We start from the raw sequence: 11,144 nt of genomic DNA, 5'->3' as shown, positions 1-11,144 counted from the left end.
TTTTTATGGCTATCTCCAAAAGTGCAAAAATTCAGGCCGAGATTGAAAAGGTCATGGCCAAAATCAACGAGCAGCAGGCACGGCTCAAGGAGCTGGAACAGAAAAAGCTGGAGGCCGAGAACAGCGAGATCGTGGAGATCGTGCGCGGTATGAGCGTTTCGCTCACCGACCTGCCCGTGCTGCTTCAGACCATCAAGAGCGGCGGCACTTTGGGACAGAATGTCCCGAAGTCTGCGGATAAGGAGGACAGCGAATGAACAAGTGGATGAAGAAGCTGACAGCGGCGCTCTGCGCCGCTGTTTTGATGTGCGGCATGGCGGTCACGGCCTACGCCGGGGGCGGTGAGGAATGGGACGGGCTTGCCCCGGTGGAGGCGCTGCCCGCCGAAACCGTTGACCCCGGCGAGGGCTTCACCGAGGACGGCAACCTTGTGACCCGTGACCTGCTCTACGACAAGGCCACCAACAAGCAGTTCATCACGGTGCAGACCAGCGGCGGCAGCACCTTTTACATCGTCATCGACTATGACAAGCCCACCGACGAGGACGGCGAGCAGTACCAGACCTACTTTTTGAACATGGTGGACGAGGCCGACCTGCTGGCGGCGATGCAGGCTGCGGGCGGTGAGCTGCCGGAGTGTGCCTGCGCGGACAAATGCACCGTGGGTGCTATCAACACAGATTGCACCGTCTGCGCCGTGAATATTGGCGAGTGCCAGGGCAAGGCTCCCGAACCTGTGCCTGTGGTAGAGCCGGAGCCTGACCCCGAGCCGGAGCAGCCCAAGAACAGCGGCGGGACGATCCTGCTGGTGCTGGCCGTGGCGGTCATCGGCGGCGTGGCTGGCTGGTATTTTAAGATCTACCGCCCCAAAAAGCAGCAGGCCGCCGACGCTGCGGAGGACTACGGTGACGATTATGACGATACCCCGCCTTGGGAGGACGAGGACGAAACGGAAAGTGAGGGCAAGGAATGAGATTTACCAACAGCCCCTATGAGGACTTTATGAAAGAAAAAAGCTACTTCAAGGGTGTTCCGCCCAGCCTGCCGCCCAAAGGCTCCCGCTGTGATGGCTGCCCCTACTGGCGCGGGATCGGCTGTATGTTCTGCTATCGAGAACAGCTTGCGCCAAAGACGGGGGGCAAACATGAGCCGTGAGCTGACCCGGCAGGAAAAAGCGGCGATCCGCAAGCTGGTGACAAAATGGTGCGCCAACTACAATAAAGACTATGGCTGCCTGCCGCTGGACTGTCCCTGCTATATGCTGGGCAAGTGCTGGACGGGCGCTTATTGCCGCTATTTCCGCGCGGCGGTGCTGCCCCTTGATCCTGTGCTGGAAAGGTCGCTGACCGTGGAGCGTATCACAGAAACCCGGCCTTGCCCGGTATGTGGCAGGGCTTTCCTCCCGGATGGGCGGCAGCGGTACTGCTCCCCGGCCTGCGCCGGGGCTGCCCTGCGGGAGCAGAAGCGGGCGTATATGCGCCGCAAACGGAGGTAGCGCATGGAAAAATAGCCCCGGAAAACGCCTGTATTTACAAGGCTTTTCCGGGGCGCTTTCGGGGTGGGCGGTATGTTTTCCCGTCCGCCCCTGTTTTCGCAGAAATACTTTCCACATCCAAGCGCTGGGGCTTTGGGACATTTTGTCCCGAAGTCCCGGCTGAAAGGAGGACTTATGCCTAAATATTATGAGATCAGCGAGGCGGCGGCAAAGCGGGCAAAGGACATGAACAGCTATTCCGACTATGCCCCCGGCTCGGCCACGGCGGGCTACCGGGCGATGGTGGATGAAGCCTATGCGCTGGCAGAGAAGCAGAAAGCGCGGGTCGATCCCATGTACCACGATAAGATCGACGCCCTTGTTGACCTCTACGCCCGCAGATTGGCGGAAAACCTCAATGAGCGCAACGCCATTGACGCCCGTGTGCCGTCTATTCTGATTACCGGGGGCGGCAATTTCCCCGTGGCGAAAAAGGCCAAGCAGAACGCCGCCCGGGATCGCAACTACGGAGAGTACGCCGAAATTGAAAAGCTGCTGGATAAGATCCGCTCCACAGGCCGGGGCGGTATCAGCGCCGACGATGACCTTGCCGTGGAAAAGCTCACGAAAAAGCTGGAGGGAATGAAGTCACAGCAGGCCATGATGAAGGCGGTCAATGCCTACTACCGCAAGCACAAGACGCTGGAGGGCTGCCCCGAGCTGACGGCGGAGCAGGTGGAAAAGGTCACGGCGTCCATGTCCCAAGACTGGCGCAAAGACCCCGTTCCGTTTCCGTCCTATCTGCTCACCAACAATAACGCCAATATCCGCCGTGTGCGCCAGCGCATCGAGGAGCTGAGCCACAAGGCGGAGTTTGTCGGCTGGACATTCCCCGGTGGGGAGGTCAAGGTCAATGAGGCAGAGAACCGATTGCAGCTCGTTTTTGCGGATAAGCCGGACGCCGACACCCGGCAGGCGCTCAAAAGCGAGGGCTTCAAGTGGGCGCCCAGCCAAGGGGCATGGCAGCGGCAGCTCAATCAGAACGCCATCCGCGCCGCCGCAAGGCTGGACTTCTTGCGCCCGGAGGACGGCAAAAGTCCCTATCAGCTCCAGCCCTTTGCGAAACGGGCGGAGAAAGATGTATCACGGTGAGGAGGGTTTATGGACAAAAACCAAGGCTATGAGATCATTAAAGCCGTCATGCTGGAAAATGGCAGGGGCTTTGCGCTGGGGCATAACCCCGCAGCGCCCTCGCCCTATGTCACATGGGCTTGCTATGATGACAAGGACGGCCAGCGGCAGTATGAGTGGGGGCATTACGGCTGTGACCGTGCCGCTCTGGAACAGGATTTTGCGGCGCGGGTACAGGAATACCGGCGTCTTTACAATGTCGGCGTCAAGCAGACCGAGGCTCCCGGCCTTTACAAGTATTACTCCACCCAGCGCCCCGTGGACATTGGGACATTCCCGAAGCCGCCCCGCAACGCCCCGGATGAGATCGTCAACTACGATCAGCGTGTCCCGATTGAAAATGGATCGTTTCTGGCGTGGGGTATTTGACCTACACACGGCCATTGACGAAACGGCAGGCGTCTGACTATGAGCTGCGGCCTGCACCTGACAATCCCGACAGACCTCGCCCGATCCGAGAGCAGATGAAAACTGCCGCAAAACTGGCCAAAGCTGACCGGGGGCAAGCTGCCCCAAAGAAAAGCGCCCCTGACCGGGGCGACAGATAGGAGGATATTTATGGATCAGGAACGCAATTCCAACAAGAACGCTGAGCTTGCGATGGAGCAGAACGGGAACATGATTGACGGCATCATCAACAATCTGCCTGTGCCGCCCACGGAGGAGAAGCCGCTGGATAAGGTGCGGGAGCATCCGCCCAAGCGCCGCAGCCGGGAGCGTGAGGAGCGTTGACAAAAAAGCGGCGGCGCTCTGTCCATCTTCATGTGATGGTGACGCCAGAGGAGCAGGCGTTGATCGCTGACCGCATGGCCGAGGCCGGGATTTCCAACATGGGAGCCTATATGCGGAAAATGGCGCTCAACGGCTATGTCCTCCATGTTGACCTCTCGGACATCCGGGAGCTGGTGGCCTTGCAGCGGCGGTGCGCCAACAACCTAAATCAAGTGGCCATCCATGCCAACACCTACGGTATCTATCCCTCGGAGATCGCGGCGCTCCAAAAGGACTATGCCGACCTTTGGGAGCCGCTGTCCGAGTTGCTGAAAAAGCTGTCGGCGGTGGTCGCACTTTAAGCAAAAAGTAAGGTGGTATATTTTGCGAATATGCCACCTTACTTGTATTATCCTAATGTTTTAATCAAGAACTTCATCAATGTGCTGGTAAATTCAATGGTGTACTCAAGCTCATTTTCTTTAATGTCATCATTATGTTTGACATGATCGTTTTGATATGAGCAAAAGTAAGTAATAAGCGTCGTTACCATATTCCTAAATTCACTTGAAACATTTTTTTGCTTTAACTGTGTACCCAAGTCGTTTTTATTGTTTTCTAATGATCGCTCGTTTCCCAATAAATCTTTAATGAGCATTTCAAGAGAAAATCTCATGTCATCTAAGGTGTTCCTCTGATATTCTCCATTTTCAAATTTTTCGATAGCTTGCTCATACGATTTGAGAGCTCGAGGATATGAGGCGAGCCAATGTTGTGTTTTTGCGATAATCTTAGCATCTACAGAATTTTTTGTGGTGCTCCCTGTTCGCTCTGATAACTTCTTTTTTAAGATTCCGACTTGGGGATTGTTTTCCATCTCGGGAAGTTCACACAATTCTTTAATAATATGGGTGCGTTGAACATCGCTGAAGCACTTTAAGTTTTCAAACAGAGCAGTTCGCTTGTTAGGGACATTTTTAGGAAAAGGATAAGTAGCATAAGGAATTTTAACATTGTATTCTATTGAATATCCTACACAGTATTTTGCAATCTTACTTCCAGTTAAGCCACCTGTAGTATCACCTAAAATGTCTGCTGCAAAAACTAATAGACTTGAATCCATCATCTCATCCTCCTCCAAATATGATTATATATTATACAACTATCTCTACCTATACTCAATAAGACTTCGGGACATTTTGTCCCAAAGCGGAGAAAGCTCGACATCCTTGTGTGCCTATTTTCCCAGCGGTATAATATGGGTAGAAGGACTGACCAACCCGATTTTTTGATGGAGGTAGCTGCTATGATCGTTCTCAAAATCCTTGCCGCCCCCGTGATGGTGGCGCTGTCCCTGCTGGCCGCTATGGTCACATTCCTGTTCTGCGTGGCGTCCGCCGTGTGTGAGATGGGCTGCATTGTGCTGACGCTGCTCTCCATCATCCTGTTCATTGGTGGGCAGACGGCGGGCGGGATTGTGTTCCTCACCCTTGCGTTCCTCGTTTCTCCCTTTGGCGTTCCCGCCATCGCTGAGTGGCTGGTGGACAAGCTGCACTCGGCCAAGTTCGCCCTGCGGGATTTCATCACCGGCTGATACTTCGGGACAAAATGTCCCAAAGCTGAAACGACGGCGGCTGACCACAGCCGCCGTTTATCATATCGGAAGGAGGGCTGCCTACGGCCACGACCTACTACAAGAAGCACAAAATCAGCAAGGGCGAAACCATCGCGCAGTCCTTGAAAGAGCGGTTTGACTACGGGCAAAACCCGGACAAGACCGAGGGCGGCGAATTGATCTCGTCCTACGGCTGCGACCACATGACCGCCGATGCCGAGTTCCTACTAAGCAAGGCCAAGTACAAGGCTGTCACAGGCCGGGAGCAGCGGCGGGACGCGGATGTGCTTTGCTATCAGATCCGCCAGTCATTCAAGCCCGGGGAGATCACGCCGGAGGAGGCCAACCACATCGGCTATGAAACGGCGATGCGCTGGACAAAGGGCAAGTACGCCTTTTTCGTTGCCACCCACACGGACAAGGCGCACATCCATAATCACATTTATTACAACTCGACCTCGCTGGACTGCACCCGGAAGTTCCGGGACTTTATCGGCTCTGGCCGTGCGGTGCGGCGGCTCTCTGACCGCATTTGTCTTGAAAATGATCTGTCCGTCATTACCAATCCCAAACTGCACAGCAAGGGACGATTTCTCCATTACGGGGCATGGCTGGGGACGGAGCGGCAGCCCCCATACAAGGAGCAGCTACGGCTTGCCATCAATGAAGCTCTTGCTAAACGCCCCGCTGATTTTGATGATTTCCTCCGGCTCATGGAGGCGTCCGGCTTCACGGTCAAGCATGGGCGCGGCGGTGTGATTTCTTTTCTTGTTCCGGGACAGGAGCGGGCGACCCGGTTGCGGGCGACCACCCTCGGGGACGGTTACGATCCCGAGGACATCAAGGCCGTCATCGCCGGGGAGCGCCCACTCCCGGAGCAGCCTGTTCCTGCGCCTGCCGCCCCTCGCCGTGTCAATCTGATCGTGGATATACAGGAGCGCCTGCGCTCCGGCAAGGGTGCGGCCCATGCACGGTGGGCAAAGGTCTATAACCTTAAACAGATGGCGGCGGCGCTTCAATTCATGCAGGAGCAGAATATCACCGAGTATGACCAGCTCTCTGCAAAGGCCGAGAACGCCGTTTCCCGTTTTCACACTCTGACCGAGCAGCTCCGACGGACGGAGGCTGACCTGTCCGTAACCTCCGAGCTGATGGGAGCCGTGGTGCGGTACGCCAAGACCCGCCCCGTCTTTGACGGGTACAAGGCTACAAAGTACAGCCGGAAATACCTTGCCGAGCATGAAGCGGAGTTGGCGGACTACCGGGCAGCCAAGGCCACGATGGGAGAACTGCTGGGCGGTGAAAAGCTGCCCAAGATGGCAGAGCTAAAAGAAAAACGCCGCCAACTGGCGGCGCAGAAAAAGGCGCTCTATACCGAGTACCGCTCGGCGCAGGAGGAAATGCGGCAGGCCGTGGCGGTCAAGGCCAACATTGACCATCTGCTGGGCGTCACGGACGGCCAGCGCAAAAAGGAACAGGAGCGATAGCGAACGGTGACGCAGACAAATTACTTTGGGACAAAAAGTCCCAAAGCCGGGTTTGGGGAGGCTCCCCAACAAGCGTTTTTGCAGCCCGCAGGATTGCAAAAATAGCAAGTGTGGCTACACTTGCCCTGCTTGCCGTTAGTGCGTCCCCCGGAAACTCCACGGAAAAACGGAGGCAGCGCCGTTTCTTACGCTCCCTCCGTTTCTCTGGCTTTTTGTATTCCCTCTGCGGTGGCTTCCATGATCGTCAATTCATTCTCGTCCATTGAGTTTAGCATCCTGTCAATATGCTGGCGGCAGTCGCTTTCGCCATTCTGCCTGTCAGGATAGAAAAACTGGTCTACGGAAATGTCCAACAGGGTGACGATTTGGTAAAAGGTGTTCAGGCTCGGATGCTGGCCCCGGTTCTCAAAATACATAATGGAACGAGGGGTACGGTCTACGAGCTGTGCAAGGTATTCCTGTGTCCAGCCTTTCGCCTCTCTTTTGCGCTTGATCTCCCGGCCTAATGCGTGGAAGTCAAGCCGTCTGGTGTCTTGGTACATTCTCATATCACCCCTATATCATTTTACATTTCAGGTGTGATTATGAGAACGAAACACAATTTTATGTTTTAGTAGTATTTTATTGTCCCTTCGGGACGCACGACATCATTGATAGTCCGAAGGGACGGCGGTATAATAGATACTGACAAAAATTTTGAAACTCCACAATAGATACATATTCCTCTGCTACAATTAGAAGTCGGGAGGTGGGACTATGCAGAAAATTTTGATAGTTGAAGATGACTTGGCGATACAGGCGCTATTACATGACTTTATACAAGAGGCTGGCTATGAGGTTACTTTGGCTTCCGATGGGGTTGAAGCTCTTTCCTATTTTTCCGAGCGGAGTTTTGATTTGGTTTTGCTCGATATTATGCTCCCCAAAATCGACGGCTACGGAGTGTGTGAAGTTATCCGGCGAAAATCCAATATTCCTATTGTTATGCTCACAGCTTTGGACGCAGAAGAAAATCAGATCAAGGGATTAGATTTAGAGGCGGATGATTATATTACAAAACCGTTTTCCATGTCTGTGTTGATACGAAAAATTGCGGCGATATTGCGCCGTTCTTCCCAACAAGAAGATATGCCACACACCATATCATATCGGGATTTAACTTTGGACTTGGACGGTTACAAAGTTTATACAACAGCAGAGCCTATTGACCTAACGCCTCGTGAGTTTGAAATCCTGCGGGAATTGCTGACCCACAAAGGCAGGATATTGACACGGCAAAATTTGTTACAAACACTTTGGAAATATGAATTTTTCGGAGATGAACGGATTATTGACACGCATATAAAAAACCTGCGGAAGAAGTTGGGGCAGGCCGATTATATAGAAACAATCAGAGGGGTGGGATATAGAATTGATAAAGAAGATTAAAAGCAAGCTGTCTGTTAAGGTATTTATTATATCGGCACTTTTGATAGCATTTTGCTGTGGCATAACTTATTTTTTCATTCTCCATTTTGCGCCGTATATCTATTCTTATGCTCCATCGGATGTTGAGTGGTTAGCTGACGAACTTGCACAAGAGCTGTCCATGACAGACAAGGGTGAAACTTCCATTTATTTTTCAATCGCCAATAATACGCTAACTGGGGATTATAACAATGAATATCTATTCCATCTGTTTAACTCTGCCGGAGAAGAAGTCGGCCTTACAGACACGGACACAGCCACAGGAAAGAAAATAAGTGACTACAGCCCCAACGACACAAGCGCACACTATACTGTTTCCTTTATCGGGGAGACACACTCCTATACTTTGTTACTTGCCAAGAACACAGACAAGGAAAGCCAAGTGGTGGAGGCGTTGCATAAGGCACTTCCAGCATTAGTGATTGTCATTGTAATAGTTTCTGTTTTGGTGGCGGTTTTCTATGCGTGGTATATAACTGCCCCCATTAAGAAAATCAGTAAAATGTCAAGACGGATGGCAAATATGGATTTTAACAACTTTTGTCCTGTTGAGCGAACAGATGAAATAGGCGTATTGGCTAATAGCTTGAATAGTTTGTCGAGCAATCTTTCTGCGGCTCTTATGGAATTAAAGGAGGCCAACCAAAAACTACAGGCCGATATTGATAAAGAAAAAGAGTTAGAGCTTCGACGGATGGAGTTCTTCTCTGCGGCCTCCCATGAACTGAAAACTCCAATCACAATTATCAAAGGCCAGTTGCAAGGAATGCTTTGCGGAGTAGGACGCTACAAGGACAGAGAAACTTATTTGGCACAATCATTGGAAGTGACAAATTCGTTAGAAAAAATGGTGCAGGAGCTACTCACTGTTTCGAGAATTGAAGCCCCGCAATATTCATGCGTCAAAACACATTTCGATTTTACTCAATTCCTGCGTCAGCGGTTAGCGGCCTTCGATGATCTGTTCGTGCAGAAAGAATTGTCTGTGGCTATCAATCTGTTACCTGACATTTATATAGATGGCGATATGGGGCTGCTTCAAAAGGTAGTTGACAATCTTCTTGGAAATGCTGCGACATATTCGCCGCCCGGAAACAGCATCCGTGTCGATTTGCGCCAAGCAGAAGAAAAAGTATATTTAACAATAGAAAATACGGGCGTTCACATTCCAGAAGATGATATTTCCAAACTGTTTGAGCCGTTTTATCGTGTGGAGCAATCACGCAACCGTCAAACAGGCGGTAGCGGATTAGGCTTGTATATTGTCAAAACAATCATCAATTTGCATAATGCTGAAGTAAGCGTACAAAATACAGACGATGGTGTTAGCATAAAAGTAATTTTTTGAACTATCAACCAACAAAAGCGGTGACAGGTTTACCTGTTGCCGCTTTTGCAACTCCATATAAAAAACATATTCAATACAATATCAATTCAAACTGCGGCGGTATTCTGATAGCGTACTCGATAGAGTACAGAAAGGAGCTCTCCAATATGAAAAAAAGCATAATTATCCCGCTTGCCGCTGTGTTGTGTTTGAGCTTACTTGCTGGCTGTAGTGCCAAAGATAGCTCTACTCCCCCCAACAGCAAGCAGGCCAACACCTCCGCACAGGCCACGGTTACAAGTTCTGATACCTCGGACGCCTATGAAAAGCTGGTCGCATTCAAAACAGCAAATTATGAGCAACAGAGTGTAGCCGATTTCAACCAATCGCTTGCCCCGGATAATGGAGATATTTCCGGGCTGTTAGACGCACAGGCAGAGGTGCTGGCAAGCATTTCACCAGATAATGAAAATTACGAGTTCATCACGATGACACTTGCGGCCTCTCTTGACGAATTGTATTGTGAACAAATGAATGACAGTGTTGGTCTTTCTGCCTATCTGAAAAGGGAGGAAAGGCCGCTGGAAAAACTTCCGGACGAGGAAAGCGTTGCAGGGGCAGAGATTACCTATCAATTTGTTTTTAATGCTCTATACAGATTGAGTTACACATTTTCTGACCCAACCCAAATTACTGTTGCGGATCGTGACAATGCCTTGCAAAAGTTCAAGACCGAATTTCAAAACTATGTGGATAATTTGAGCGAAGCTGATCTGACAAGCTCCAATATCAAAACGGTCTTGTCTGAAAAAGCTGATGAATTGGAAAATAGTCTTTCCACAGCCAAAATGAAATTGTCCTGTGAGGTTGAAAGCGTTGAAGTCCATAATGCTGGAGAAGAAATTGTAAATAATTAAAAGCCTGCCGCACGACGGCAAAAGAAAAAAAGCCGTCGTACAGCAGATACATTTTCATGCGCCCAAGAAGCGGCGGCTCATTTTTCAGAGCCGCCGCTTCTCTTTGGATAAACGATAGAGGACACGGCGGCCCATAGGAGGGTGCCGCCGTGTCCATTTCACTTTTCTATAACTTCTTTAATTTCCACCAGCTAAAAAAAGCGTAGCTCCCCCTCCGGGACAGTCTGTCTATGAAGGTACAATATATCAGTACAATTATGATAATGTAATTTCATGCGTCTGCATAGCGTCTTGCTGTGCGGGCGTTTTTATATACCTGCACCTTGGGACAATTTGTCCCAAAGCAGCCAGCCCCGGCTGTCGATCCCCGCCGGTCCTCCGTTCTGTTCACCCACCCACACATGAACCGAATGGAGGAAATACAAATGACGACCATCAATCTGAAGGACTTTTACGCTTGGTACACCCATGATGAATACATCGAAGTTTCCGACGAAGTGGCCGCCGAGCTGAAGGCGGACAAGCTGTATGAGGCAGCCTATCAGCGGCGCACGACCCGCAATAAGGCGCAGTATTCCCTCGACTGTGACGATGGGATCGAATACTCGGCCTGTCTGCATGAGCCGACGCCGCAGGAGCTTCTGGATCGTATGGAGCTGTTCGTCCACCTGTGGAATGCCCTCAACTCTCTGCCAGAGGTGCAGGGCGTCCGGGTAGAGGCGCATCTGATCCTCGGCAAGAGCTACCGCCAGATCGCCCGGGAGCAGGGCGTGGACAAGAGCGCCGTTCGCCATTCCGTCAAAAGCGGCAAGGCTGCCATGAGAAAATATTTGAAAAAATTTCTCTAAGGGTATCTCCATTTGCACGATTTTTGTCCTTGGTATATGAAAGGTAGTTTTCACCTCTCCGCAGCAAGGTAGTTGATGCTCCGTCACGGATCGTCGCTGTCCGCTGT

The 11,144-nt window shown here is 51.5% G+C and carries 15 protein-coding genes and 1 pseudogene; 14 read left to right on the top strand and 2 right to left on the bottom strand.

Going from position 1 to position 11,144, the window contains the following annotated elements:
* Positions 1–5: 5 nt before the first annotated feature.
* The 8 genes and pseudogenes from KJS55_RS12535 to KJS55_RS12500 all read left to right on the top strand — a co-directional run bounded on the left by KJS55_RS12535 (position 6) and on the right by KJS55_RS12500 (position 3,738).
* Positions 6–257 (top strand): DUF4315 family protein, encoded by a 252-nt coding sequence (locus tag KJS55_RS12535; RefSeq protein WP_213543432.1) that lies wholly within the window; start codon positions 6–8, stop codon positions 255–257.
* A complete protein-coding gene (locus tag KJS55_RS12530) occupies positions 254–973 on the top strand; it encodes a DUF4366 domain-containing protein (protein WP_213543431.1) in 720 nt (239 codons plus the stop codon). The genes KJS55_RS12535 and KJS55_RS12530 overlap by 4 nt, the downstream gene beginning before the upstream one ends.
* Positions 970–1,155, top strand: coding sequence for a hypothetical protein (locus tag KJS55_RS12525; RefSeq protein ID WP_213543430.1), 186 nt, complete (start codon positions 970–972; stop codon positions 1,153–1,155). The genes KJS55_RS12530 and KJS55_RS12525 overlap by 4 nt, the downstream gene beginning before the upstream one ends.
* Complete coding sequence (locus tag KJS55_RS12520) at positions 1,145–1,495, top strand: cysteine-rich VLP domain-containing protein (RefSeq protein ID WP_213543429.1); 351 nt, start codon at positions 1,145–1,147, stop codon at positions 1,493–1,495. Before KJS55_RS12525 ends, KJS55_RS12520 begins: the two co-directional genes overlap by 11 nt.
* Before the next feature lie 174 nt (positions 1,496–1,669).
* Positions 1,670–2,626: a hypothetical protein gene (locus tag KJS55_RS12515; RefSeq protein WP_213543428.1), complete on the top strand. Its 957-nt coding sequence runs from the start codon at positions 1,670–1,672 to the stop codon at positions 2,624–2,626.
* A 9-nt stretch (positions 2,627–2,635) separates the two neighbouring features.
* Positions 2,636–3,213: pseudogene (locus tag KJS55_RS12510) on the top strand (defense against restriction DarA-related protein).
* Between the two features lie 10 nt (positions 3,214–3,223).
* Positions 3,224–3,397, top strand: coding sequence for a DUF4316 domain-containing protein (locus tag KJS55_RS12505; RefSeq protein ID WP_213543427.1), 174 nt, complete (start codon positions 3,224–3,226; stop codon positions 3,395–3,397).
* Positions 3,394–3,738: a plasmid mobilization protein gene (locus KJS55_RS12500; RefSeq protein WP_213543426.1), complete on the top strand. Its 345-nt coding sequence runs from the start codon at positions 3,394–3,396 to the stop codon at positions 3,736–3,738. Before KJS55_RS12505 ends, KJS55_RS12500 begins: the two co-directional genes overlap by 4 nt.
* 47 nt (positions 3,739–3,785) lie before the next feature.
* Here the strand turns inward: KJS55_RS12500 and KJS55_RS12495 are convergent, their stop codons facing one another.
* Positions 3,786–4,502 carry a hypothetical protein gene (locus KJS55_RS12495; protein ID WP_213543425.1) on the bottom strand — a complete coding sequence of 239 codons (717 nt, stop codon included), beginning with the start codon at positions 4,500–4,502 and terminating at the stop codon, positions 3,786–3,788.
* Positions 4,503–4,682: 180 nt separating this feature from the next.
* Here KJS55_RS12495 and KJS55_RS12490 point away from each other — a divergent pair, with 180 nt between their 5' ends.
* On the top strand, positions 4,683–4,970 hold the full coding sequence (locus KJS55_RS12490; RefSeq protein WP_213543424.1) for a CD1845 family protein: 288 nt from the start codon (positions 4,683–4,685) through the stop codon (positions 4,968–4,970).
* A 143-nt stretch (positions 4,971–5,113) separates the two neighbouring features.
* A complete protein-coding gene (locus KJS55_RS12485) occupies positions 5,114–6,478 on the top strand; it encodes a relaxase/mobilization nuclease domain-containing protein (RefSeq protein ID WP_213543423.1) in 1,365 nt (454 codons plus the stop codon).
* Positions 6,479–6,663: 185 nt separating this feature from the next.
* Here the strand turns inward: KJS55_RS12485 and KJS55_RS12480 are convergent, their stop codons facing one another.
* The gene (locus tag KJS55_RS12480) at positions 6,664–7,026 is read right to left on the bottom strand and encodes a helix-turn-helix domain-containing protein (protein WP_428846508.1); all 363 of its coding nucleotides are present in this window, start codon (positions 7,024–7,026) and stop codon (positions 6,664–6,666) included.
* A 208-nt stretch (positions 7,027–7,234) separates the two neighbouring features.
* Between KJS55_RS12480 and KJS55_RS12475 the strand changes: the two genes are divergently transcribed.
* The 4 genes from KJS55_RS12475 (at position 7,235) to KJS55_RS12460 (ending at position 11,037) form a co-directional block, all read left to right on the top strand.
* Positions 7,235–7,906, top strand: coding sequence for a response regulator transcription factor (locus KJS55_RS12475; protein WP_213543422.1), 672 nt, complete (start codon positions 7,235–7,237; stop codon positions 7,904–7,906).
* Positions 7,890–9,293 carry a HAMP domain-containing sensor histidine kinase gene (locus tag KJS55_RS12470; RefSeq protein WP_213543421.1) on the top strand — a complete coding sequence of 468 codons (1,404 nt, stop codon included), beginning with the start codon at positions 7,890–7,892 and terminating at the stop codon, positions 9,291–9,293. The genes KJS55_RS12475 and KJS55_RS12470 overlap by 17 nt, the downstream gene beginning before the upstream one ends.
* Positions 9,290–10,189 (top strand): hypothetical protein, encoded by a 900-nt coding sequence (locus KJS55_RS12465; RefSeq protein WP_213543420.1) that lies wholly within the window; start codon positions 9,290–9,292, stop codon positions 10,187–10,189. The genes KJS55_RS12470 and KJS55_RS12465 overlap by 4 nt, the downstream gene beginning before the upstream one ends.
* A gap of 425 nt (positions 10,190–10,614) precedes the next feature.
* Positions 10,615–11,037, top strand: coding sequence for an RNA polymerase sigma factor (locus tag KJS55_RS12460; protein ID WP_213543419.1), 423 nt, complete (start codon positions 10,615–10,617; stop codon positions 11,035–11,037).
* Positions 11,038–11,144: the final 107 nt, after the last annotated feature.

This window comes from Pusillibacter faecalis (assembly GCF_018408705.1).
GTDB lineage: Bacteria > Bacillota > Clostridia > Oscillospirales > Oscillospiraceae > Oscillibacter > Oscillibacter faecalis.
Note: the sequence above shows the minus strand (reverse complement) of the source record. Positions and strands in the feature narration are given on the sequence as shown.

Coding starts and splice junctions, on each gene's coding strand:
- KJS55_RS12525 (WP_213543430.1), top strand. CDS start 970: ATGAGATTTACCAACAGCCCCTATGAGGACTTTATGAAAGAAAAAAGC.
- KJS55_RS12480 (WP_428846508.1), bottom strand. CDS start 7,026: ATGAGAATGTACCAAGACACCAGACGGCTTGACTTCCACGCATTAGGC.
- KJS55_RS12505 (WP_213543427.1), top strand. CDS start 3,224: ATGGATCAGGAACGCAATTCCAACAAGAACGCTGAGCTTGCGATGGAG.
- KJS55_RS12530 (WP_213543431.1), top strand. CDS start 254: ATGAACAAGTGGATGAAGAAGCTGACAGCGGCGCTCTGCGCCGCTGTT.
- KJS55_RS12495 (WP_213543425.1), bottom strand. CDS start 4,502: ATGATGGATTCAAGTCTATTAGTTTTTGCAGCAGACATTTTAGGTGAT.
- KJS55_RS12515 (WP_213543428.1), top strand. CDS start 1,670: ATGCCTAAATATTATGAGATCAGCGAGGCGGCGGCAAAGCGGGCAAAG.
- KJS55_RS12520 (WP_213543429.1), top strand. CDS start 1,145: ATGAGCCGTGAGCTGACCCGGCAGGAAAAAGCGGCGATCCGCAAGCTG.
- KJS55_RS12460 (WP_213543419.1), top strand. CDS start 10,615: ATGACGACCATCAATCTGAAGGACTTTTACGCTTGGTACACCCATGAT.
- KJS55_RS12490 (WP_213543424.1), top strand. CDS start 4,683: ATGATCGTTCTCAAAATCCTTGCCGCCCCCGTGATGGTGGCGCTGTCC.
- KJS55_RS12475 (WP_213543422.1), top strand. CDS start 7,235: ATGCAGAAAATTTTGATAGTTGAAGATGACTTGGCGATACAGGCGCTA.
- KJS55_RS12535 (WP_213543432.1), top strand. CDS start 6: ATGGCTATCTCCAAAAGTGCAAAAATTCAGGCCGAGATTGAAAAGGTC.